Annotated in this window: 24 protein-coding genes; 21 read left to right on the top strand and 3 right to left on the bottom strand. The window is 49.9% G+C overall.

The genetic code is table 11. The annotated features are described in order from the left end of the window. Positions 1-37: 37 nt before the first annotated feature. Both MY7_RS14305 and MY7_RS14300 read left to right on the top strand, forming a co-directional pair. Positions 38-343 (top strand): barstar family protein, encoded by a 306-nt coding sequence (locus MY7_RS14305; RefSeq protein ID WP_007613805.1) that lies wholly within the window; start codon positions 38-40, stop codon positions 341-343. A 114-nt stretch (positions 344-457) separates the two neighbouring features. Beyond that, positions 458-1,252, top strand: coding sequence for an SDR family NAD(P)-dependent oxidoreductase (locus MY7_RS14300; RefSeq protein WP_029325834.1), 795 nt, complete (start codon positions 458-460; stop codon positions 1,250-1,252). Between the two features lie 38 nt (positions 1,253-1,290). Here the strand turns inward: MY7_RS14300 and MY7_RS14295 are convergent, their stop codons facing one another. Beyond that, positions 1,291-2,181, bottom strand: coding sequence for a LysR family transcriptional regulator (locus MY7_RS14295; protein WP_029325835.1), 891 nt, complete (start codon positions 2,179-2,181; stop codon positions 1,291-1,293). 151 nt (positions 2,182-2,332) lie between these two features. Here MY7_RS14295 and MY7_RS14290 point away from each other — a divergent pair, with 151 nt between their 5' ends. From MY7_RS14290 to azoRB, 10 genes are all read left to right on the top strand, one after another. Continuing rightward, positions 2,333-2,872 (top strand): GNAT family N-acetyltransferase, encoded by a 540-nt coding sequence (locus tag MY7_RS14290; RefSeq protein ID WP_003151702.1) that lies wholly within the window; start codon positions 2,333-2,335, stop codon positions 2,870-2,872. Then, on the top strand, positions 2,869-3,681 hold the full coding sequence (locus tag MY7_RS14285; protein ID WP_007613796.1) for an amino acid ABC transporter substrate-binding protein: 813 nt from the start codon (positions 2,869-2,871) through the stop codon (positions 3,679-3,681). Before MY7_RS14290 ends, MY7_RS14285 begins: the two co-directional genes overlap by 4 nt. 25 nt (positions 3,682-3,706) lie before the next feature. Then, positions 3,707-4,519, top strand: coding sequence for an amino acid ABC transporter substrate-binding protein (locus MY7_RS14280; protein WP_007613794.1), 813 nt, complete (start codon positions 3,707-3,709; stop codon positions 4,517-4,519). Between the two features lie 22 nt (positions 4,520-4,541). Further along, positions 4,542-5,264, top strand: a complete 723-nt coding sequence (locus MY7_RS14275; protein ID WP_007613792.1) for an amino acid ABC transporter permease — start codon at positions 4,542-4,544, stop codon at positions 5,262-5,264. 15 nt (positions 5,265-5,279) lie between these two features. Next, positions 5,280-5,987, top strand: coding sequence for an amino acid ABC transporter permease (locus MY7_RS14270; RefSeq protein WP_007613790.1), 708 nt, complete (start codon positions 5,280-5,282; stop codon positions 5,985-5,987). After that, positions 5,984-6,763 carry an amino acid ABC transporter ATP-binding protein gene (locus MY7_RS14265; RefSeq protein ID WP_007613788.1) on the top strand — a complete coding sequence of 260 codons (780 nt, stop codon included), beginning with the start codon at positions 5,984-5,986 and terminating at the stop codon, positions 6,761-6,763. The genes MY7_RS14270 and MY7_RS14265 overlap by 4 nt, the downstream gene beginning before the upstream one ends. Next, positions 6,760-7,767 carry an LLM class flavin-dependent oxidoreductase gene (locus tag MY7_RS14260; RefSeq protein WP_007613783.1) on the top strand — a complete coding sequence of 336 codons (1,008 nt, stop codon included), beginning with the start codon at positions 6,760-6,762 and terminating at the stop codon, positions 7,765-7,767. Before MY7_RS14265 ends, MY7_RS14260 begins: the two co-directional genes overlap by 4 nt. Before the next feature lie 11 nt (positions 7,768-7,778). Then, positions 7,779-8,066 carry a glutaredoxin family protein gene (locus MY7_RS14255; protein ID WP_007613781.1) on the top strand — a complete coding sequence of 96 codons (288 nt, stop codon included), beginning with the start codon at positions 7,779-7,781 and terminating at the stop codon, positions 8,064-8,066. Then, complete coding sequence (locus tag MY7_RS14250; RefSeq protein WP_007613779.1) at positions 8,063-9,391, top strand: LLM class flavin-dependent oxidoreductase; 1,329 nt, start codon at positions 8,063-8,065, stop codon at positions 9,389-9,391. The genes MY7_RS14255 and MY7_RS14250 overlap by 4 nt, the downstream gene beginning before the upstream one ends. Before the next feature lie 195 nt (positions 9,392-9,586). Continuing rightward, positions 9,587-10,222, top strand: coding sequence for an FMN-dependent NADH-azoreductase AzoRB (gene azoRB, locus MY7_RS14245; RefSeq protein WP_003151719.1), 636 nt, complete (start codon positions 9,587-9,589; stop codon positions 10,220-10,222). 44 nt (positions 10,223-10,266) lie between these two features. Here the strand turns inward: azoRB and MY7_RS14240 are convergent, their stop codons facing one another. Continuing rightward, a complete protein-coding gene (locus tag MY7_RS14240; RefSeq protein WP_007613777.1) occupies positions 10,267-11,307 on the bottom strand; it encodes an oxidoreductase in 1,041 nt (346 codons plus the stop codon). A gap of 138 nt (positions 11,308-11,445) precedes the next feature. Between MY7_RS14240 and csoR the strand changes: the two genes are divergently transcribed. The 6 genes from csoR to MY7_RS14210 all read left to right on the top strand — a co-directional run bounded on the left by csoR (position 11,446) and on the right by MY7_RS14210 (position 18,005). Further along, positions 11,446-11,751, top strand: a complete 306-nt coding sequence (gene csoR, locus MY7_RS14235) for a copper-sensing transcriptional repressor CsoR (RefSeq protein WP_003151723.1) — start codon at positions 11,446-11,448, stop codon at positions 11,749-11,751. A 75-nt stretch (positions 11,752-11,826) separates the two neighbouring features. Then, positions 11,827-12,033, top strand: coding sequence for a copper chaperone CopZ (gene copZ / locus MY7_RS14230; protein ID WP_029325836.1), 207 nt, complete (start codon positions 11,827-11,829; stop codon positions 12,031-12,033). 83 nt (positions 12,034-12,116) lie between these two features. Next, complete coding sequence (locus MY7_RS14225; protein ID WP_029325837.1) at positions 12,117-14,546, top strand: heavy metal translocating P-type ATPase; 2,430 nt, start codon at positions 12,117-12,119, stop codon at positions 14,544-14,546. Positions 14,547-14,695: 149 nt separating this feature from the next. Beyond that, positions 14,696-16,807 carry a heavy metal translocating P-type ATPase gene (locus MY7_RS14220; protein WP_007613766.1) on the top strand — a complete coding sequence of 704 codons (2,112 nt, stop codon included), beginning with the start codon at positions 14,696-14,698 and terminating at the stop codon, positions 16,805-16,807. Positions 16,808-16,924: 117 nt separating this feature from the next. Further along, a complete protein-coding gene (locus tag MY7_RS14215; protein ID WP_007613765.1) occupies positions 16,925-17,596 on the top strand; it encodes a DsbA family protein in 672 nt (223 codons plus the stop codon). Continuing rightward, positions 17,586-18,005, top strand: a complete 420-nt coding sequence (locus MY7_RS14210) for a disulfide oxidoreductase (protein ID WP_007410015.1) — start codon at positions 17,586-17,588, stop codon at positions 18,003-18,005. Before MY7_RS14215 ends, MY7_RS14210 begins: the two co-directional genes overlap by 11 nt. A 33-nt stretch (positions 18,006-18,038) precedes the next feature. Here the strand turns inward: MY7_RS14210 and MY7_RS14205 are convergent, their stop codons facing one another. Beyond that, positions 18,039-18,839 carry a zinc-dependent metalloprotease gene (locus tag MY7_RS14205; RefSeq protein ID WP_007613764.1) on the bottom strand — a complete coding sequence of 267 codons (801 nt, stop codon included), beginning with the start codon at positions 18,837-18,839 and terminating at the stop codon, positions 18,039-18,041. A gap of 222 nt (positions 18,840-19,061) precedes the next feature. Between MY7_RS14205 and MY7_RS14200 the strand changes: the two genes are divergently transcribed. The 3 genes from MY7_RS14200 to MY7_RS14190 all read left to right on the top strand — a co-directional run bounded on the left by MY7_RS14200 (position 19,062) and on the right by MY7_RS14190 (position 24,088). After that, positions 19,062-19,670 (top strand): trimeric intracellular cation channel family protein, encoded by a 609-nt coding sequence (locus tag MY7_RS14200; protein WP_007410017.1) that lies wholly within the window; start codon positions 19,062-19,064, stop codon positions 19,668-19,670. Positions 19,671-19,789: 119 nt separating this feature from the next. Continuing rightward, positions 19,790-22,105, top strand: coding sequence for an RNA polymerase recycling motor HelD (gene helD, locus MY7_RS14195; protein WP_029325838.1), 2,316 nt, complete (start codon positions 19,790-19,792; stop codon positions 22,103-22,105). 174 nt (positions 22,106-22,279) lie between these two features. Then, a complete protein-coding gene (locus tag MY7_RS14190) occupies positions 22,280-24,088 on the top strand; it encodes an assimilatory sulfite reductase (NADPH) flavoprotein subunit (RefSeq protein WP_007613762.1) in 1,809 nt (602 codons plus the stop codon). Positions 24,089-24,099: the final 11 nt, after the last annotated feature.

Raw genomic sequence — 24,099 nt, 5'->3', positions numbered from 1 at the left:
GCGGTTTTTTCATGCCGAAATCAAGGAGTGAAAATGAATGGAAATCGTCATCATAGACGGAAAAGATGTTACAAGCACAGAAGCTTTACACCTAATCTTAAAAGATCAATTAGATTTCCCGGACTTTTATGGTGAAAATCTGAATGCCTTATGGGATTGTCTGACAGGCTGGATCGAATTTCCCCTTACTTTGGTGTGGAAGAATTTTGAGGCCAGTCAAAAGGCATTGGGTTCGGATGCTGATGATGTCTTGGAGCTGTTTCAAGAGGCTCAAGAAGAGTTAGGGAATCGGTTTGTCATTCAAATCGATCAGCCGTCAGCCGGGACAACGGACAGGCACTAAAAAGTGCGTACTTCCCCTCATCCATTTTTCTATCCGATAATAGGGACGGAAGGTTTCAGGCTTTCGATTTCTGTCCATATATAAGAAGAGACTTGCGATAGGGAGGAATGGATGATGGATTTGCAGTTGAAAGGGAAGACGGCGCTTGTGACGGGATCTACGTCAGGCATCGGGAAGGCGATTGCGGCTTCGCTGATTGCAGAAGGTGCGGCCGTGATCATTAACGGACGCCGTGAAGAAAAGGTGAACGAAACGATCCGGGAACTAGAGAAACAGACGCCGGATGCCCGTCTCTATCCGGCCGCATTTGATTTAGGCACGGCGGAAGGATGCGGCGCGATTTTTCAGCAGTACCCTGTTGTGGATATTCTCGTCAACAATTTAGGAATCTTTGAACCTGCGGAATACTTTGATATTCCTGACGAAGAGTGGCTCCGGTTTTTCGAGGTGAATATCATGAGCGGCGTGCGGCTGACACGCCGGTATGCAAAGCGGATGATTGAACGGAAGGAAGGGCGGGTGATCTTTATCGCGAGTGAAGCGGCCGTCATGCCTTCTCAGGAAATGGCCCATTACAGCGCCACGAAAACGACGCAGCTGTCGCTGTCACGCAGTCTGGCCGAGCTCACGGAAGGGACGAATGTGACGGTGAATACAGTCATGCCCGGCTCCACGAAAACAGAGGGCGTCGAAACAATGCTCGAGTCGCTTTACCCCGGTGAAAACCTGACCGCGGCGGAGGCGGAGAGACGATTTATGAAGGAAAATCGTCCGACGTCCATCATTCAGCGGTTGATCCGTCCGGAAGAAATCGCTCACTTTGTCGCCTTTTTAAGCAGCCCGCTGTCGTCTGCCATTAACGGATCTGCATTGCGGATCGACGGCGGCTTGGTGCGGAGCATTATATAAGATGAACGTACAAAAACCCCCGTAAAGCGGGGGTTTTTTTAATGCGGATCACGCTGAAACTGGCTGATGATCCTGCTGATTAAATCTTTTGTGGCAGAGTCAAAATGCTCTTCTTTTTGGTTTGTCAACAGCCCGACCGGCGGTGAAATTGTTAAGTTATGGATCGGAATGACCTTCGTGCCCTCGATCGGTTCTGAGTGCGCCGTCGCCGTAAAGATTGAGACGCCGATATTTTCCCTGACATAGTATTGATGAGCCATGCTGCTTGTCAGCTCCATTTTTCGATAGCGGCTGCCGATGGCCCGCTGCAGGTGCTGTTCAATTTGAATCCGGATCGGGCAATTGGCGGGCGTAAAAATCAAACATTCATTTTCTAAATCCTCGAGATTAACGCTTGCTTTGGCGGCAAGGGGATGTCTGTCTGACACGATGACATTGAGCGAGTCATGGAAAAACGGATCGAAATAATTTTCCAGAATCAGCTCCGGCTCGCCGCATACGGCAAAATCAATGGCGCCCTCCAGCAGTTTGCGGCTGCATGTATTGGCATCATCCACGCTGACATTGACCGACATGTCAGGATAATCATTTAAGAAACCCCGCAGTACGGAAGGGAAGATCAGGCTTGCCGTCGGTTCGGATATGCCGATCTGAATAAGGCCTGCCTGGCCCTGTCTGATATCGGCCAGAGTATGGTCAAGCACCTCGTATTGCGCGAGAAGCTGCCCGGCCCGCTCATGAAACAGCCGCCCCGCCCTTGTCAGCTTCAGCTTCTTTCCCCGTTCAAACAGCTGCGCGCCTACATCCTGTTCCAGCTGTTTAATCCGCATTGAAATCGTCGGCTGTGAGTAGTTCAGAATTTCGGCGGCCTTATAAAAGCTGCCTGACTGTACGATCGTATGAAACGTTTTAATGGTGCGTAATTCCAACGAAATCCCCTCCCGGCTGTTCATTAATTTTCTTGAACATTTCCTTTACTTTTTTTGATTAGTCAAATAAATCAGTTTGCTTTATAGTATAAACAATCAAAGCTTAGTAAACAAATTGGAATTATATATTTTCGCGGGGAGAGTGACCGGAATGAGTGAAGACATATTTCGATTGGCTGAGAAAAAGGATGCGCCGGAGTTTTTAGAGCTGCTGTACAGCGCATTTCAGCCGATCCGCAATTTGGAGATTGACTGGCCGTCGGCGCGGGCCGACATCGATATGGTAACAGAAAATATTGAAAATCATTCAGCCGTCGTGCTCGAACGGGACGGGCGGCTTCTTTCAACCATTACGATCCGTTTTCCGTGGGAGAGTGACACGCCTCCGTCAAAATATCCCTTTGTCTGGTGGTTTGCGACGCTTCCTGAGCTGAAGGGGCAGGGCATCGGCAGCAAACTTTTGACTTATGTGGAGGAACACGTGCTGCGGGATACGCTGAAGGCCCCGGCCATCACGCTCGGCACTTCGGCGCGCAAGCATCCCTGGCTTGTGGATATGTACAGACGGAGGGGGTATGAAGTGTATTTTGAGCAGGAGAAAGACGGAGACATTGGAGTCATGATGAGAAAGGTGCTCATACCGGAGCGGTTTGACGCGTCGCTGTTAGGCACACCGAGCTGGGCGCAATGATAAAAAAACGGATCAGAGCCGGCTGTCTGCTTCTGCTGCTCGGCGTGCTGTCCGGGTGCGGGCAAGGAGAAAGCACAAAAGCGGGGAGCGGCGTGCAGACCGTCATCGTCGGCACGGGAACTGATTTTCCGAACATTGCTTTTATGGATGAAAAAGGCGAGCTGACCGGCTATGACATTGAAGTGATGAAAGCCATTGATAAACAGCTGCCGCAATACAAATTTGTCTTTAAGACGATGGATTTTTCGAATCTGCTTACAAGTCTTGCAAACCGGAAAATTGACGTGATCGCGCACAATATGGCGAAAAATAAGGAACGAGAGAAACGCTTTTTGTATCACAAAATCCCGTATAACTACTCGCCGATGTACATCACGGTGAAGGCGGATAATAACGCGATACACACGCTCCGGGATTTAAAAGGGAAAACCGTCATCGTCGGCGCGACGTCAAACGCGGCGGATTATATGACGGCATACAACAAAGCCCACGGCAGCCCGATACATTTGAAATACGCCGGGCAGGGCGGCAATGACACAGCGAACCAAATGGAGACAGGACGCGCTGACGCCACCGTATCCACGCCGTTTGCCGTCGATTTTCAAAATAAGACGCACGCGTTCAAACAAAAGACGGTCGGTGATGTGCTGCTGGATACCGAAGTGTATTTTATGTTCAATAAAAACAGCCAAACCCTGGCGGACGATACGGATCGGGCGATTCAAAAGCTTGAGAAGGACGGCACATTGAAAAGGCTGAGTGAAAAATGGCTCGGCGCGGATTATTCAAAATCAAGTTTCACGAAATAACTGAAGCAGAAAACGGGGCGATCACATGAAAATAAGACTGGCGGTCATGTCATTAACAATTGCCGCAACGGCGGCGTTATCAGCCTGCGGCGCGGGCGGGGAGGCGGCATCAGGCAATCAGAAAAACGTGAAGAACATTACGGTCGGCACCGGCACTCAATTTCCGAATATTTGCTTTATTGATGATAAAGGCAAATTGACGGGCTACGACGTTGAGCTGGTGAAAGAGCTTGACAGGCGCCTGCCGGACTATCGTTTCACTTTTAAAACGATGGATTTCTCCAACCTGCTTGTCAGCCTCAGCCAGCATAAAGTCGATATCGTAGCCCATCAAATGGAGAAAAGCGCCGAACGGGAGAAAAAATTTCTGTTCAATCAAGTCGCGTATAACAACTTCCCGCTGAAAATCACGGTGCTTCAAGAAAACGGGAACATTCACGGCATTGAGGACTTGAAAGGGAAGCGGGTTATTACGAGTCCGACGTCAAACGGCGCGCTTGTGCTGAAAAAATGGAATGAAAAACACGGCAGTCCGTTTGAAATCGCTTATGCCGGCCAAGGCTCCAACGATGCAGCCAATCAGCTGAAATCCGGCCGCGCCGATGCGACGATTTCAACGCCGTTTGCCGTCGATTTCCAAAACAAAACGAGCGCGATCAAAGAAAAAACGGTCGGCGGGGTGCTGTCAAATGCCAAAGTGTTCTTTATGTTTAACAAAAATGAACAAACGCTGAGCGATGACATTGATAAAGCCCTGCAGGAAATCATTGATGACGGCACGCTTAAAAAGCTGAGTGAAAAGTGGCTCGGCGCGGATTATTCAAAGGAGCAATATTAAGTGAAAAAGAGAGGGATCGGCAATGGAAAAAGCGTTTGATATCAGTATGATCTCATCCTTTGTGCCGACATTGCTCGGGTATTTGCCCGTCACGCTGTATATATTGGCGGTGTCTTTGCTGTTCGGCTTTCTATTGGGGCTGCTTTTGGCGCTGCCCCGGATCTATCGCATTCCCGTGCTGAATCAGTTTGCGAAGCTGTATATCTCTTTTTTCAGGGGAACGCCCATCATGGTGCAGCTGTTCATTGTATTTTACGGTATTCCGGCGCTCACGGCGCTCGCCGGAATTGATACCTCCAAAATGGACCCTTTGTATGCGGCCATCGCCACGTACGCGCTGAGCAGCGCGGCAAGAGCGGCCGAAATCATCAGGGGAGGTGTGAACAGCGTCGACCGCGGGCAGGCGGAGGCGGCGTTCAGCATCGGGCTGAACGGGGGGCAGACATTCCGGCGCATCATTCTGCCGCAGGCGCTTGTGCAGGCCTTTCCCAACATCGGGAATATGGTGATCGGTTTCTTAAAAGATACATCACTCGCTTTTTCGATCGGGGTGATGGATATGTCGGGCAGAGGACAGACCTTGATTACATCGAGCAATCATTCTTTAGAAGTGTATATCTCGCTTTCTGTTCTGTATTATGCGGCCGCCCTTTTATTTGAATGTGTCTTCAGATGGGCCGAAAAACGAATCAAGAAAGATGAGACGCGCCTTGTGACGGTTTTTGACATGAGCGCGCACGGCTGAAAAGGAGGGAGAACAGTGGAGCTGGACATTCCATTTATCGGCACTGCGATCAAACAAATGATGAAAACCGTTCCGCTTACATTGGCGATGACGGTCATTCCGATTATTGCCGGATTTTTCATAGCTCTCGGCAATATCACGGTGCGTATATTCCGCATCAAATGGCTGTTGGCCTGCTCATCGTTTTACGTGTCTTTTTTCCGCAGCACCCCGGCGATTCTCCATATCATGCTGATTTATTTAGGGGTTCCGCTGATTGCCGATCAATTCAGCCGCGCGTTTCATCTCGGCTGGTCGGCCAATCAGATTCCGGTTGCCGTGTTTGTCATCATGGCACTGTCATTAACGGCAGGCGCTTATATGACGGAAATTCTCCGATCCGGGATCATGGCCGTCGATACGGGGCAGGCGGAGGCGGCATATTCAATCGGCCTGACGCGGGGACAGATGATTCGGCGCGTGGTTCTGCCGCAGGCGTTCATGATATCGCTGCCGAACTTCACCAATATAGGCATCGGCTTTTTGCATACCACTTCCATCGCGGCCATTGTTGCGGTGCCTGAAATTACAGGAACGGCGACGATTGCGGCATCCGATAACTATGCGTTTCTGGAAGCATTTATCGGGGCGGCCGTGATTTATTGGGGATTAACGCTGATTCTCGAAGCTGTAAACAGTCTGGCGGAAAAAAGGGCAGCCAGATATCAAGGAGGCGCATTATGATCGAAATCCGAAACATTCAAAAACATTTTGGCAGTCATCACGTGTTAAAGGGGATCAATTTAAGTGTCCGGAAAGGAGAAGTCGTGACCATCATCGGCCCGAGCGGTTCCGGGAAAACCACTTTTCTGCGCTGCCTTAATTTACTTGAGCGGCCGGATGAGGGCGCCATTTCGCTGCACGGTGAAGTCATTAACTGCAAAAAGCCTGCCAAAAAAGACATTCTCAGACTGAGGAAACAGACGGCGATGGTTTTTCAGCAATATCATTTGTTTTCGCATAAAACGGCGATTCAAAATGTCATGGAAGGCCTGACGGTCGCAAGGAAAATGAAAAAACCAGATGCGTACGCCATTGCCGAGCGGGAACTGGCCAAGGTGGGGCTTCAGGATAAATTGCACGCCTATCCGAATCAACTGTCGGGAGGCCAAAAGCAGCGGGTCGGGATTGCCCGGGCGCTTGCCATTCATCCTGATGTCATGCTGTTTGACGAACCGACCGCAGCCCTCGATCCGGAGCTTGTCGGCGAGGTACTGGAGGTGATGCTTAACATTGTGCGGACCGGCGCCACCATGATCATTGTCACACATGAAATGGAATTCGCCAGAAGAGTGTCCGACCAAATTGTGTTTATGGATGAAGGAGCAATCGTGGAACAAGGAACGCCTGAGGAAGTCTTTTACAAGACGAAAAAAGAAAGAACGAAGAAGTTCCTCCGCCGCGTGCTGCCTGATTACGGTTATGACATAAAAGAGCGCATAAAGGAGCCTGTCGTATGATTCGTTTAAGCATTTTAGACCAAAGTGTCACCGCGGAAAACCAAACCGCAGAAGAAGCCTTGCGGCAAACGGTGAAATTGGCTCAGGAGGCCGAACAATACGGATATGACCGTTTCTGGGCGGCGGAGCATCATAACAATGAAGAGATAGCGGGATCAGCGCCGGAAATTGTTCTGGGGTATCTTGCCGCAAGCACGAAAAAAATCCGTCTCGCGTCCGGCGGGGTGATGCTGCAGCATTACAGTCCTTATAAAGTGGCGGAGCAGTTCCGGGTTCTGTCCGCCCTTGCTCCCGGCCGTGTGGCGCTCGGTGTCGGCAAAGCGCCCGGCGGATTTCAGCTGTCAACCGATGCGCTGCAGCGGGAGCTTATCCAGCCCGCCCGTTTGTTTGAAGAAAAGCTTGAGGAGCTGACTCATTTCATCCGAAATGATTTTCCGGACTCACACCGCTACGCGTCATTGCGGCCGATGCCGCATACTGAGTATGCGCCTGACATCTTTTTGCTCGGCGGCAGCGCGGAAAGCGCGATATCCGCGGCCAAACTCGGCATTTCCTTCGTTTTCGCCTATTTCATAAACGGTGAAGAGGCTGCGTTAGAAAAAGCGCGCCACGCCTTTGACGAGCATCTGCCGAAAGGGTCGAAGGCGGAATTTCACCTTGCGCCGATGGTCTTTACCGCGCATACAAAAGCAGAAGCTGAAAAACACGTGGTATCGCGTGAATCGGTCAAAATCATTCTCGAAGACGGCAAAAAGGTGAATGTCGGTTCCCGGGAACAAGCGGAAGCGTTTCTTGAACAAGTCACGCAGCCGTATAAGCTGATCACACAAAAGACGGGTGTGATTGCCGGGACAAAAGAAGAGACAGCCGCCGAGCTGAGACGATTATCGGTTCAATACAGCATTACTGATTTTGTGATTTTGTCGCCTATCAAAAACGCTGAGGAAAAACGATTGTCTTACCGGCTGTTAAGCGAAGCAGTGCAGCCGGCCCCACAATTATAGGAGGGATGAACATGAGTCATGAAGTAAACGTAGTGGTCTGGAGCAAACAAGGCTGTTCCTATTGCGATGAAGTGAAAGGATATTTGCGGGAAAAAGCCGTGGCATACGAAACAATTGATGTGACAGAACGGGATGAATTGCGTGACGTGCTGCAGATGAAATACGGCATCCGTCATGTCCCTGTCGTTGAAATCGGCAGCGGTGACAGCCGTGCGTATCAGGCCGTTACTCAAGTCGGCATTGAACATGTAGAACGGGCGCTTGCCGATTACGAGGGGAAAAAGGGGGAGAGAAAATGAGCCGGACGGATCTAATTCAATTCGGAGCCATGATTCACGGTGTCGGCGGCACAACGGACGGCTGGCGTCATCCCGACGCCGATCCGACAGCAAGCACGAATGCGGCGTTTTACAGGCAAAAAGCGCAGACTGCTGAAAGAGGGCTGTTCAGCTTTGCTTTTATTGCGGACGGCTTGTTCATTTCTGAAAAGTCCATCCCGCACTTCTTAAATCGGTTTGAGCCGATCACTATTTTATCGGCGCTTGCCGCATCTACAACCCATCTTGGTTTAATCGGCACATTTTCCACATCGTTCACTGAGCCGTTCACCATCGCAAGACAGCTGATGTCTCTTGACCATATCAGCGGCGGCCGGGCGGGCTGGAATCTCGTCACCTCTCCGCAGGCGGGAGCCGCGCGCAATCACAGCAAAGAAAGCCTTCCCGACCACAGCCGGCGCTACGCCATCGCCCAGGAACATGTGGACGTGGTGCGCGGCCTGTGGAATTCCTGGGAAGAAGATGCCTTCGTCCGCAACAAAGAAACCGGGCAATTTTTTGACCCTGACAAACTGCATCGTCTGTATCACAAAGGCGAGTATTTTCAAGTGGAGGGCCCGCTGAATATCGGCCGGTCCAAACAGGGAGAGCCGGTCGTTTTCCAAGCGGGGTCTTCAGAAACCGGCCGGTCGTTTGCCGCGAGGAATGCAGATGCAGTCTTTACGCACTCTAATTCACTTGAGGAAACGAAGGCTTTTTATGATGATGTGAAGAAGCGGGCGGCGGATTACCGCCGGGACGCTTCCAAGCTGCGGATTTTTCCGGGAATCAGTCCGATTATAGCCGGCTCACAGGAAGAAGCGGAAGCGAAATACCAAGAATTCGCCGAGCTGATTCCGATAGAGAACGCTGTTAAATATGTGGCCAGATTTTTTGACGATTATGATCTGAGCCAGTTTCCATTGGATGAGCCGTTTCCTGATTTGGGCGACGTCGGGAAAAACGCGTTTCAAAGCACGACAGATCGTATCAAAAGAGAGGCGAAAGCCCGGAATCTTACGCTGCGTCAAGTGGCGCGCGAAGCCGCGTTTCCGCGAACCAACTTTATCGGGACACCGGAACGTGTGGCGTCATTAATTGAAACATGGTTTCAGCGGGAAGCGGCGGACGGGTTTATCATTCATTCTGACATCCCGGGCATGCTTGAAGCCTTTGTGGATCAAGTCATACCGATCCTCCAGGAAAAGGGGCTGTACCGAAAAAGCTATCCGGCGGATACACTGCGGGGGAATCTCGGATTGGATATTCCGGTCTGCAAACCAAATCCGATTTTGAGCAGAAACTAAATGTTTCTGCTTTTTCTGCTGCTTGCCATTCCCGTCATTACAGCCTTTTTTAAAAAAATATACTGATTTCAAGATATTATTGTTGCTAAATGATTTTTTTGTAACTATAATTATTACAGAACTGATCAGTATAAAAAAACATTCATATTTCATAATAAATGTGTGTGTAATCTGAAAACGAAAGGGCTGTTTACAATGGCAAAAGTACTTTATATCACTGCTCATCCTCATGATGAAAAGACATCTTACAGTATGGCGACAGGAAAAGCGTTTATCGATTCTTATAAAGAATCAAACCCGAATGATGAGGTTGTACATATCGACCTTTACAAAGAGAACATTCCTCATATCGATGCGGATGTATTCAGCGGCTGGGGAAAACTTCAATCCGGCACAGGTTTTGAAGAGCTTTCTGAAAACGAAAAAGCGAAAGTCGGCCGTCTGAACGAGCTGAGCGATCAATTCGCGTCAGCTGACAAATACGTATTCGTCACACCGCTTTGGAACTTCTCATTCCCGCCTGTTATGAAAGCGTACCTTGATTCTGTGGCTGTAGCCGGAAAATCATTCAAATATACAGAGCAAGGACCGATCGGTCTGTTGACTGACAAAAAAGCGCTCCACATTCAGGCGCGCGGAGGCTATTACTCTGAAGGGCCGGCGGCTGACATGGAAATGGGCCACCGTTACATCGGCATCATGATGAACTTCTTCGGCGTTCCTTCTTTTGACGGATTAATCGTTGAAGGCCATAATGCTGAACCGAATAAAGCACAGCAAATTAAGGAAGATGCAATTGCCCGCGCGAAAGAAGCCGGAAAATCATTCTGATCTTAAAAAAACCTCCCCGCCGTACGGCTGGGAGGTTTTTTATATTAAAGGGCAATCGTCCGTTTTTGTTCGCTGCTTTTCATCGCCGCTTCAATGACACGGATGACATCGATGCCTTCTTTTGCCGTAATGGGAAGCGGTTTTCCGTTTAAGATGCTGTCTGCCAGCAGTTTGTAGTACGTAAGGTAAGAGCCGTTCTCAGAGGGGATTGTTTCTGTATGCCTTTTTTCATCCGCTGCGGTTGTCAGCTCTCCGAAGTTGTCAGGATCATCGGCGCCCCAGCTCTCGTCAACCGGCTTTTTGCCCGCTGAAAGAGCGTCTTCCTGTCCGTCCATTCCGTATTTGATAAAGCTTGCATTCCGTCCGTGAATCTGATAGCGCGGGCCGCTTGCCGCATTCATAGAGCCGGATTGAAGAATGACCTGAAGCTTGCCGTAATGGAGCGCGGCTAGAAAACAATCAACGGTTTCACTATTGTCCCGCTGCTTCATCACATGTGCGGTGACGGATTCCGGCATTCCGAAAAGCAGAAGTGTCTGGTCAATAATATGTGAACCGAGATCATACAGCGTTCCCGTGGCGGGTCCGTTTTTTTCGCGCCATCTTTCTTGTACAACCGGATTGTACAGATCGTAGTTGACTTGATATGTATGAATGTCTTGAAGCGCCCCGTCCCGAATCAGCTTTTGTATTGTTAAAAAGTCATTGTCCCACCGCCGGTTGTGGTACACGCTCAGTAAGACGCCTTTATCTTCAGCCGTTCTTCTCAGTTCCTCCGCTTCTGCTGAAGTCGCCGTCATCGGTTTTTCCACGACGGTGTGTTTTCCCGCAAGGAGGCATTTCATCGCTGATTCATAATGCATTCCGCTCGGTGTCGTGACGATGACGAGATCAATGTCAGGATCACCGGTAATGTCTTCAATCGCGCGCACGGCTTCAGCCCCCGGCAGATCACGTTTGACCTCCTCCGTTCTGGAGGTCATGACTTTTTTGATCTGATAATCATCAAGGACGTCCAAAAGCGGCGCATGAAAAACTTTACCCGACAAACCATATCCCAATATGCCAACCTGTATCGTTTTCAATGAACTTCCCCCTCATGATATGTGATAACATTATATACCCCGCGGGAGTACTGGTAAAACTTGTGTGTTGAAAATTTTTTACACCGGATTTTCAAGTCTGTATAATGAAGATAACGAAGAACAAAACCGAGGTGGAAAATGGACAAACATACCGAGCATCAATCGTTAAATCATAAAAGCGCCAAAGAAAAAGACCAGATCCTGAACCGGCTGAAACGGATTGAAGGCCAAGTCAGGGGCATTCAGAATATGGTGGATAACGAACGATACTGCGTGGATATTCTCGTGCAGATTTCAGCCGTACAGGCGGCCATGCAGAAAGTCGCGTTTCATCTGCTGGAAGATCACGCCCATCACTGCGTAGCCGGCGCCATTGAGAGCGGAAACGGGGAGCAGGCGATTGCCGAGCTGCTTGATGTTGTGAAAAAAATCGCAAAATCGTAAAATAAAATGTTTTGAAATACCCTACAGGGGTATGGTAACATGAAGAAGAAAAAACAAGACGTGGAGGGAATCATCATGGAACAAAAAACACTGCAAGTCGAAGGCATGTCCTGTCAGCACTGCGTCAAAGCGGTAGAGACCGGAGTAGGAGAACTGAACGGAGTGGCGGCGGTTCAGGTGAAATTGGAAGCCGGACAGGTGGATGTGACGTTTGATGAGAACAAAGTCTCCGTATCAGATATAAAAGACGCGATTGAAGATCAAGGTTATGACGTCGTATAGGATTTATCGCGCTGCGGAAACGGGCGCGGTTTTCTTTTATCAAATTTATACCCCCCTGGGGTTTATGGAGAGAGATGAGGACATTGAGTGAACCGAAAGAAATGACCATTCAAGTGGGGGGCATGACATGCGCCGCCTGCGCTTCAAGAATTGAAAAAGGGCTGAAGCGGATGGACGGCGTCAATGACGCTTCCGTCAATCTTGCGCTTGAGACCTCAAATATTTCTTATCAGCCTGACAAAATCGAAGCTGGCGCCATAAAAGAAAAAATTGAAAAACTCGGCTACCATGTTGTGACGGAAAAAGCCGATTTTCAGATTAAAGGCATGACGTGCGCCGCTTGCGCCAACCGGATTGAAAAGCGCCTGAACAAAATAGGGGGAGTTGACAGCGCACCGGTGAATTTCGCCCTGGAAACGGTCACCGTTGAATACAATCCGAAAGAGGTGACACCGAAAGAGCTGAAAGAGACCGTGGCAAAACTCGGCTACAGATTAGACGAGAAGAAAGCGGTTGATGGAGCCGGCGGATTATCCCAAAAGGAGAAAGAGCAGCGAAAACAGCTGATCAGGCTGATATTTTCTGCCGTTCTCTCCTTTCCGCTTCTATGGTCGATGGTCAGCCATTTTTCTTTTACTTCTTTTATCTGGATGCCGGATATCCTGATGAATCCGTGGCTGCAATTCGCGCTTGCCACCCCGGTGCAGCTCGTCATCGGCTGGCCTTTTTATATGGGAGCGTACAAGGCGCTGAGAAACAAAAGCGCCAATATGGATGTTCTCGTTGCGCTCGGAACGACGGCCGCTTACGCATACAGCCTGTACATGACGATTGCGTCTCTCGGACGAGACGGACATGTTGAGGGGCTTTATTATGAAACGAGCGCCATTTTGCTGACTTTGATTTTGCTTGGAAAGCTTTTAGAGATGAAAGCGAAAGGCCGCTCATCAGAAGCGATTAAAAAGTTAATGAAGCTTCAGGCGAAGACGGCGGCGGTTGAGCGGGAAGGGAAGGTACAGGTGATTCCGATCGATGAGGTCCGGACGGGGGACATCGTATACGTGAAACCGGGAGAACGCGTCCCTGTCGATGGCGAAGTGATTGAGGGCCATTCCGCGATTGATGAATCGATGATTACGGGAGAGAGCATGCCTGTCGATAAGTCTCCGGGAAGCAGTGTCACCGGGGCGACGATCAATGCAAACGGCTTTCTCAAAATCAGAGCGGTGAATGTCGGGAAAGATACCGCGCTTGCACACATTATTAAAATCGTGGAAGAAGCCCAAGGATCAAAAGCGCCCATTCAGCGGCTCGCGGATCACATTTCCGGCATTTTCGTCCCGATTGTGCTGGGGCTGGCCGTGCTGACTTTTCTCATTTGGTATGTATGGGCGGCGCCGGGACAGTTTTCTGAAGCGATCGGCAAATTCATCGCCGTGCTTGTCATTGCCTGTCCGTGCGCACTCGGGCTCGCCACTCCGACGAGCATTATGGCGGGCTCCGGCCGCGCAGCTGAATTCGGCATTCTTTTTAAAGGAGGAGAGCATCTAGAAAAGACCCAGCGTCTGACGACAATCGTACTGGATAAAACAGGAACGGTGACAAACGGCAGACCGGTTCTGACAGATGCCGTACCGGCAGAGGGAATGAACGAAGAGGAACTCCTGCGGCTGGCGGCGGCCGCCGAAACGGGATCAGAGCACCCGCTTGGAGAAGCCATCGTGTCAGGAGCCGAAAAACGGGGGATTGCCATCCCGAAAATCACCCGGTTCCAAGCCCGGATCGGTTCCGGAATCTATGCAGAGGCTGACGGCAGAACGATTCTTGCCGGATCAAGACGGCTGATGGAATCAGAACACATTGAACATGAGGCGCTGCTTCCGCACATGGCCCGCTTGGAGGCGGAAGGGAAAACGGTGATGATTATTGCGGCAGACGGCAAAGCGGCGGGGCTTATCGCAGTCGCCGATACGATCAAGGAAACATCTCCGGCCGCGGTGAAACGTCTGAATGATATGGGGCTTGACGTCATCATGATGACCGGTGACAACAAAAAGACCGCGGAGGCCATTGCAAAAGCCGCGGGCATCGGCAGCGTGATCGCCGAAGTGCTTCCCGAACAAAAGGCGGCGGAAATTTCCCGGCTGCAAAAAGAAGGCAGACGTGTGGCGATGGTCGGTGACGGCATCAATGATGCTCCGGCGCTGGCTGTGGCCGATATCGGAATGGCCATCGGCACCGGCACAGATATCGCAATGGAAGCAGCCGATATTACGCTGATCCGCGGTGACCTGAACGGCATTGCCGACGCCATCGGCATGAGCAGGCTGACCATGAGAAACATCAAGCAGAATTTAGGCTGGGCATTGGGATACAACAGCATCGGCATTCCGATTGCGGCGTCCGGCTTTCTGGCCCCGTGGGTGGCAGGCGCTGCCATGGCGTTCAGCTCAGTATCGGTCGTGCTTAATGCTTTGCGTTTACAGAAGGTGAAAAAAGACAAAATGGGCTGAGGCCTGTTTTGTCTTTTTTATTGACACTTTATTCAAAGCCTGCATATAATAGAGAAAACACATATATGAGTATATGTTCATATATATAAAATCGTTTAGCTGTATTGATGTTATGGGAATCCTATTACGGAAAGTAGGGTGAGTCGAAAATGAAAGCAGCCAAAGGTGAATTTGTATTAGACGGACTTGATTGCAGCAACTGTGCAAAAAAAATAGAAAACGGCGTAAAAGCCATTGACGGCATAGACGGCTGTGCTGTCAATTTTGCGGCAAGCACCATCACGGTCTCAGCCGGCGGCAAAAACGAGCAATGGATGAAAGACGAAGTCGCGAAAAAAGTAAAGTCCATTGATCCTCATGTGACCGTTCGTTCGAAGCATGAAGACAAACCCGGCGAGGATGAATACCGCAAAAAGCTGCAGCTGATGTTAGTGAGATTGGCAGCGGGAGCCGTTTTGGCCGTCATCGCTTACTTCGCGCACGCGGGCGCCGTCCTTGAGTTTCTGCTCTTTTTTGCTTCATATTTGATCATCGGCGGCGATATCGTAGCCAGAGCGGGAAAAAATATTGTCCGCGGCCAGGTATTTGATGAGCATTTTCTGATGGCGCTTGCCACGATCGGCGCATTTATGATTCATCAGTATCCGGAAGGCGTCGCGGTCATGCTGTTCTACCAAATCGGTGAATTGTTTCAGGGAGCGGCCGTCAGCCGATCCAGAAAATCGATCAGCGCGTTATTGGACATCCGTCCTGAGTTCGCCAATGTGAAAACGGAAAACGGCATGGCTGCCGTTCCGCCGCAGGACGTAAAAGTCGGACAGGTCATCGTCGTGAATCCCGGAGAACGGATTCCGCTGGACGGAAAGGTGCTGAGCGGTTCTTCGATGGTTGATACATCCGCTTTAACGGGCGAATCCGTGCCGAGAAAAGCGGAGCCGGGGCAAGATGTGATGGCCGGATTTATGAATCAGAACGGCGTGCTTCATATTGAAACCTCTAAAGGATATGAAGACTCTGCCGTGTCAAAAATATTGGATCTGGTCGAAAATGCGGCCGGACGTAAAGCGAAAACGGAAAACTTTATTACGAAGTTTGCCAAGTACTATACACCGGCCGTTGTCATTGTAGCGGTGCTTCTCGCCTTTTTACCGCCGCTTCTCGTGCCTTCAGCCGCGCTATCCGACTGGGTGTACCGCGCGCTGATTTTCCTTGTGATTTCTTGTCCGTGCGCACTCGTCGTCTCCATTCCGCTCGGGTTTTTCGGCGGTATCGGTGCTGCGTCTAAAGCAGGGGTGCTCGTGAAAGGCAGCAACTATTTAGAAGCGCTCAATCAGGTGGCATACGCCGTGTTTGATAAAACGGGAACCTTAACGAAAGGCAATTTCGCCGTTACTGATATCAAGCCGGCGGCAGGGTTTACAAAAGACAGCCTGCTTCATGCGGCCGCGCTCGCAGAAGTCCATTCCAATCATCCGATTGCTTCTTCCATCCGTGAAGCTTACAATCAACCGTTAGCGGCAGACGAGATTGAAGAATATGAAGAAATACCCGGACACGGCATTCGGGTGAAAACCGGCGGATCAACGATTTTGGCCGGAAATCAAAAACTGATGGCAAAAGAACAAATCGCTTCCGGCACAGCTGAAAATAACGGAACCGTCGTCTATGTCGCCGTTGATCAGCAGTATGCGGGGGCGATCGTGATCGCCGATGAAATCAAAGAGGACGCCAAACAGGCCATTGCCAATTTAAAAGCGCTCGGCGTGAAGCGGACAGTGATGCTGACGGGTGATTCAAAGCAGACCGGAGAAGCTGTCGGCCGAGAGCTCGGTATTGATGACGTGTACACAGAGCTTTTGCCGGGTGACAAGGTAGACCGCGTCGAAGAACTTGAAGCGGCGCTTGCACCGAATGAAAAACTGATGTTTGTCGGCGACGGGATTAATGATACGCCTGTGCTTGCCAGAGCTGACATCGGAGCTGCCATGGGGGCTCTCGGCTCCGATGCCGCCGTCGAAGCGGCCGATGTCGTCCTGATGACAGACCAGCCGTCAAAAGCAGCCGAAGCCATCCGGATTGCACGCCGCACACGCCGGATCGTCTGGCAGAACATCGGATTTGCTTTAGGCGTAAAAATCATTTTTCTCCTGCTTGGCGCATTCGGATTCGCCACCATGTGGGAAGCGGTCTTTTCAGATGTCGGTGTCACGCTGATCGCTGTTGCCAACGCGATGCGCGTCATGAGAGTGAAAGCGGAATAATTGTCAAAGATAATTCGTTTTTCAGGGTTTTCTTAAACAAGGTTGTCTTGGTAAAATAGAGAAGCGGGCCATCCGGCATCCGCTTCTTTTTTATTTTAAAAACAATGAGGTGTCTGAGTGAAAAAGAAACAATCGTCTGCGAAATTTGCGGTGATACTGACGTTAATCGTTGTCGTTTTATTTGCGGCCATCGTAATTATTAACAACCAAACGGAAAAAGCGGGCGAAACAGTCGCCGAACAGCCTTCCATTAAAGGACAGCCCGTGCTCGGCAAAGACAGCGCGCCTGTTACGGTAGTTGAATTCGGAGATTACAAATGTCCGTCATGCAAAGTATTTAACAGCGATATCTTTCCGAAAATCAAAAAAGATTTTATCGATAAAGGCGACGTGAAATTTTCATTTGTGAACGTCATGTACCACGGAAGCGGCTCGCGTCTGGCGGCTCTTGCTTCAGAAGAGGTGTGGAAAGAAGACCCGGCATCATTCTGGACTTTCCATGAAAAGTTGTTTGAAGAGCAGCCGTCAAGCGAACAGGAATGGGTCACGCCTGCATTGCTTGAAAAAACGGTCAAAAGCACCGCGAAAAAGGTTGATCCTGACAAGCTGAAGGAAAACCTTGATAAAGAGACATTTGCAAAAGAGCTGAAAGCTGACACTGACCTGAATGATAAATTAAACATTACGGCGACACCGACGATTTATGTAAATGACAAGGTGATTAATGACTTCTCTAAATATGATGAGATTTCAAAAACGATTAAGAAAGAGCTGAAAAATGAAAAATAGAATCGTATTTTTATATGCTTCTTGGGTGATAGCTCTTGCTGCCATGCTCGGCAGCCTATATTTCAGCGAGATCAGAAAATTCATACCGTGCGAGCTGTGCTGGTATCAAAGAATTCTCATGTACCCGCTTGTCCTGATTTTAGGAATCGCCACCTTTCAGGGTGACACGCGCGTGAAAAAATATGTGCTGCCGATGGCCGTCATCGGCGCATTTATATCGATCATGCATTACCTTGAGCAGAAGGTGCCCGGTTTCAGCGGCATCAAGCCGTGTGTCTACGGCGTGCCTTGCTCATCTGAATATATAAACTGGTTCGGTTTCATTACCATTCCTTTCCTGGCATTGACGGCATTTATTCTCATTATTATCTGCATGTGTTTTGTCAAAACGGAACGCACGGCAAAATAAAGAGCCTGCTCCATGGGAGCGGCTCTTTTTCTATTATTTGTACCAAGCTTTGTTTGTCGCAATCTGTCTGTTATGGGAGCTGTCCCAAATATCCACGGAATAGGCATAATCATAATTCATGACGCAGCGGATGCCGCTGCCTTGGGCGTCATGCTGAAGTCCGAAGTTATGGGAAAACTCGTGCTGTGCCGCTTTCGCCGTGTTGGCCGTTCCTTGATCAAGGTTCACGCTGAAAGCCGGGCCGCTCGGTTTGCCGTTATATACATACGCGATACCGCCGGCGTCAAAACTTGATTTTGCGGTAAAACCGACGACAAAATGATAATTTTGATTTCTAAAGCTGCCTTGGAGATTCGATAAAATCTGAGAACTGTTTGAGCCGGAAGAATTCCAAGCCTGCACGGCCTGTACGACGAAATCAATGTTGTGATCACGGTTAAAAGCGACATCCGCCTGCTCCACGATCTGGACGATTCGCGTTTGCCAGTCGCTGTATTTGGCGCGGTATTCAGCGTCCGCCACCGCCAAAACTCTGACCTTCTGAGAGCCCGTGCCGGCTTTAGTTGAGGCTTTATCCTGACTGACATTGGCATTAAATCGTTTCGTGCCGACCTGCTTTCCGTTTTCATCCAGAATTTTTGTGTCAACCGTCTGTTCAACTTGGACCGGGCCCTTCAAATCTTTAAAATGATCGGCTTTCGGAAGCGGGTCCGTATACACCGTTTTCGCCGGCTCCGCATGAGTGTGCGAATGCGTATGGCTTTCGGCTGACGGCAGGCCGGGAATTAATCCGGCGGCCAATAAAACAGGAAAAACAAGTGAACTGATTTTCATCTCATAACCCCCTTTTTGTTAGAGAAAGTATTCAATGAAACTTCCAACAAACCTCCCAAAATAGTATAAAATAGGTAAATGTTCTTGCTCCCAGCCGTTGCGGGTGGGATTGTCCCGAGTTAGGAATCAGAATCTTTCAAAAATAAGGTTGATTTTAAGAGAAAGCGATTATAAAATCTAATGGTCGTCAGAAAATTTAACAAATAAAAAGGAGCATATGGAATGGCCTGGGAGCTGCTTAGTGTAATCGGCATCATTGCGTTTGCGGTCAGCGGAGCGATTGTTGCGATGGAAGAGGAGTATGATATTTTAGGCGTGTATATTTTGGGGATTGTAACGGCGTTCGGCGGTGGAGCCATCCGAAACCTGCTGATCGGTGTCCCGGTCTCCGCCTTGTGGGAGCAAGGCGCGTTTTTTCAAATCGCTCTCGCATCAGTTACGATTGTCTTTTTGTTTCCGAAGCTGCTGTTAAGGCATTGGAGTAAATGGGGCAACCTATCCGATGCCATCGGGCTTTCGGCGTTTGCCATCCAAGGCGCTTTATATGCCGTGAAAATGGGCCATCCGCTCAGTGCGGTGATTGCGGCAGCGGTCCTGACCGGCAGCGGGGGCGGCATCATACGGGATTTGCTCGCGGGCAGGAAGCCGCTTGTGCTCAAGGCGGAAATTTATGCAGTCTGGGCCGCGCTCGGAGGGTTAATCGTAGGCCTCGGCTGGGCCGGGGATGCCGCCGGTTTGTATGTGCTGTTTCTTGTGCTTGTGGCATGCCGCATCTGCAGTTATGTGTTCAGGTGGCGCCTGCCGAATCGTTCCTATCATATAGATCAGTAAAAAAAGACGCCCGATATGATAAGAAAAAGGGTATTTGACCATAATGCTGAATAATATGTTGCATATATGTTTGTATGATGAAAGCCGGATTTGTCAGCTTGATGTCGGAGGTGCCGCTGATGGCAAAACGTGATAAAGAGTGGAAAGAAGAGCAGGAAAGAATCAATTTTGTCATGAAGGAACTGGAACAGAAACAAACTCATCTTGAAGCCTCATCGGGCGGATTAAAGCAGGATATTGTGGGCTTGAGAAAAACGTTTTGGGATGATGTTACCGTGAATATGGATGATGCCCACGAAGCGGCTGAGACATTTTCAAGCATTAAACAGCAGGCGGAAATGCTTTCAGAACGTGAACGGACGCATCGGCTTCAATACCGGCAGCTTCAAAAAATCCAAAAGCTGAAAACCTCTCCTTACTTCGGCCGTGTCGATTTTACGGAAAAAGGGGAGTCCTCTTCCGAGCGGATTTATATCGGGCTGACTTCTTTGATGGATGAAAACAACGAGCAATTTCTCATTTATGATTGGCGCGCGCCCATCTCATCTCTTTACTATCAATATTCCCCGGGAAAAGCCCGCTATGAAGTTCCGGAAGAAACGATAGAGGGAGACATCACACTGAAGCGGCAGTTTATCATTAAAAACGGGACGCTTAAAGCGATGTTTAACACGGATATGACGATTGGTGACGAAATGCTGCAAGAGGTGCTGAGCGGCCATTCCGGACAGCATATGAAAAACATCGTGTCAACCATCCAAAAAGAACAGAACGAAATCATCCGGGATGAAAAAAGCAAATATCTCATCGTTCAGGGAGCCGCCGGAAGCGGGAAAACATCCGCGGCGCTTCAGCGGGCCGCTTACTTGCTGTACCGCGGGCGCGGGGTGCTTGATGCCCGTCAGATTGTATTGTTTTCCCCGAACATTTTGTTCAACAGTTATGTGTCCGCCGTATTGCCGGAATTGGGAGAAGAGAATATGGAGCAGGCCACCTTTCAGGAATATATCATCCGCCGTCTCGGACGAAAGTTTGATTGTGAAAGCCCGTACGAGCAGCTTGAATATTGCCTGACTGAACAAAATCAGGACGCACTTTCCGTAAGGCTCGCAGCCATTGCTTACAAAGCGTCATCAGCTTTCCAGGCCATGATTGACCGCTATGCCGGCTCGCTTTCCGGCTCGGGCCTAATGTGTAAACAGATCAGCTTCCGGGGAGACATCCTGATTTCAAAAGAACGGATTGAAGCCTATTTTTATTCGCTTGATCAGCAGCTGCCGATTCCGAACAGAGCGGAGCTGACGGCGGAATGGCTTCTCGCGGAAATCAGCGCTCTCGAAAAAAAGGAGCGTAAGAAGGAATGGGTCTTGCAGGAGAGCGAGCTGCTTGATAAGGAAGACTATGCCGAGGTTTATCAAACACTCAAGAAGCAGGCGGCAGATGATGAACCTGCATTTGACGACCATCAGCGCGAACAGCGGCTGCTTGGCGCCATTATTGTCGGCAAAGCCTTTAAACCGATTAAGCAGGCCGTCAGACGGCTCGGCTTTCTCGATATAAAACGGATGTATCTCCGGCTGTTTTCAGACTGGGGAGCTGCTGAAAAGCCCGATCATTGGGAGAGCATCGGCGCTTTGACCAGAAACGCATTTGCAGAACGGTCACTTCCGTATGAAGATGCCGCTCCGTATCTGTATTTGCAGGATCTGTTAGAAGGAAAAAGAAAAAACACACAAATGAAGCACGTCTTCATTGATGAAGCGCAGGATTATTCCCCATTTCAGCTCACGTATATTCAAAGCATCTTCCCAGTTGCAAAGATGACGGTGCTCGGTGATGTCAGCCAGTCGATTTATGCCCACACCATTACGGGCCCTTCTTCCCTCGCCGGCTGCTTTCGCAATGGTGCAGAAAAGTATGTCAGCCTGAAACGGACTTACAGATCGACGCGGCAGATTGTTGAATTTACGAAAGCGCTGCTGGCTGATGGCGATGACATTGAGCCTTTTAACCGGAACGGGGAAAAACCGCGTGTTTTGCGGACGGATACAGAAAAAGCGCGGCAGGAACAATTGGCGGATACAATCCGGGAGCTCAGACAAAAAGGCTGGGAGACGGTCGCCGTCATCTGCAAAACGGCCGCGGAAGCCAAAAAAGTATTTCAGGCGGTCAGCGCCGGGAGCGGTGTGCGTTTGATCAATAAAGAAAACCAGCCTTTTCAAAAAGGGGTATGTGTCATTCCCGTGTATTTGGCAAAAGGCATTGAGTTTGATGCCGTCATTGCCGCTGACGCCGCTGCTGCCCAGTACAAAAGCGAACATGACCGTAAGCTGTTATATACGGCCTGTACGCGGGCGATGCATCATCTGACTGTGCTGTCTCTGGGAGAACCCTCTCCTTTTATAAAAGAAGTGCCCGCCGGCTTATTCGTGTAAGCCCTTTGCCAAGTGCAAAGGGCTTTTTATCATTAGTAATCTTAATCATTGTCATCATGATTATATATTTTACTTACATACAAACTTTCGGTAAAGTTTCAATTAGAATATTATTTTGACAATTCCTATAGAAATAACGTACGTTACGTTTAATTCCTTGTGAGGTGGATATCGTTGCAACTTCAGGTCATGAACAGTCCGTTTAATCAGGAGCAGGCAGAGCTCCTTAACCGCCTTCTGCCGACCTTGACAGAATCACAGAAAATCTGGCTGAGCGGTTATTTGGCTGCGGCCCGGTCCGAATCCGGTGAAACAGCCGCACCCGCTGCTCCGGCTCCAGCAGAAAGCCCGGCAGTCTCAAGAGAAGTGACCGTATTATACGGATCGCAAACGGGAAATGCGGAAGGTCTTGCGAAACAGACGGTAAAGACGCTTGAGGAACGGGGATTCCAGGTCACCGTCGCGTCGATGAACGATTTTAAGCCGAATAATCTGAAAAAAGTAAACAATTTACTGATCGTGGTGAGCACGCACGGAGAAGGCGATCCGCCGGATAACGCGCTGGCCTTTCATGAATTTCTTCACGGAAGACGCGCGCCGAAGCTTGAAGCGCTCCGTTACTCCGTTTTGGCGCTCGGGGACAGCTCGTATGAATTTTTCTGCCAGACCGGCAAAGAGTTTGACGAGCGTCTTCAAGAGCTCGGCGGCACCCAGCTTGCGCCGCGGGTTGATTGCGATCTTGATTATGATGAGCCGTTTTCGGAATGGCTTGACGCGGTCATCGGCGGTTTGAACGAAGGAGCGGGAAATCAAACAGCCGAAGCGCCTGCCGAGACGCCGGCTCTCGGTGAATCCGTTTATTCCAGAACGAACCCGTTTCGGGCGGAGGTTCTTGAGAACATCAATCTGAACGGACGCGGTTCGAATAAAGAAACACGCCATCTCGAGCTTTCGCTTGAAGGGTCGGGCCTCGCGTATCAGCCCGGAGACAGCCTCGGCATCTATCCGGAAAATGATCCGGCGCTCGTGGATGAGCTGATCAATGAGCTGAAATGGGACCCAAAACAGGAAGTGGCGGTGAATAAACAAGGAGAGCGTCTCCCTTTGAAAGATGCGCTTACTTCTCATTTTGAAATAACCGTCTTAACAAAACCGTTCCTGCAAAAGGCCGCACAGTTTACGGCTGACCAAAAGCTGAGTGAACTTCTGGCCGAAGGAAACGAAGAGCAGTTGAAATCATACATCCACGGCCGTGACCTGCTTGATCTCGTCCGGGATTTCGGGCCGTGGGAAGCTTCCGCGGAAGACTTTCTTTCCATCCTGCGTAAAATGCCGGCTCGGCTCTATTCAATCGCAAGCAGTTTAGAAGCGAATCCGGAAGAGGTGCATCTGACAATCGGAGCAGTCAGATATGACGCGCACGGCAGAGAACGAAAAGGCGTCTGCAGCATTCTGTGTGCGGAAAGACTCCAGCCGGGAGATACGCTTCCGATTTACATTCAGCACAACCAAAACTTCAAGCTGCCGGACAATCCGGATACACCGGTCATTATGGTCGGGCCGGGGACAGGCATCGCGCCGTTCCGTTCCTTTATGCAGGAGCGTGAAGAAACCGGAGCTGAAGGGAAAACATGGCTGTTTTTCGGGGATCAGCACTTTGTCACTGATTTTCTGTACCAGACGGAATGGCAAAAATGGCTGCAAAACGGTGTTCTCACAAAAATGGACGTCGCTTTTTCCCGGGATTCGGAGGAAAAGGTATATGTGCAGCACCGCATGAAGGAACAAAGCAAAGAGCTGTATGAATGGCTGCAGCAGGGAGCCGCCGTATACATCTGCGGTGATGAACAGCACATGGCGCATGACGTGCACCAGGCGCTTCTCGATATCATTCAGGAAGAAGGCGGCATGAGCCGTGAAAAAGCGGAAAGCTTCCTGGCAGACATGCAGCAGAAAAAACGCTATCAGCGTGACGTATATTGATTTTGGTTTGA

Origin of the sequence: Bacillus sp. 5B6 (assembly GCF_000259405.1) — a bacterium.
GTDB lineage: Bacteria > Bacillota > Bacilli > Bacillales > Bacillaceae > Bacillus > Bacillus velezensis.
Note: the sequence above shows the minus strand (reverse complement) of the source record. Positions and strands in the feature narration are given on the sequence as shown.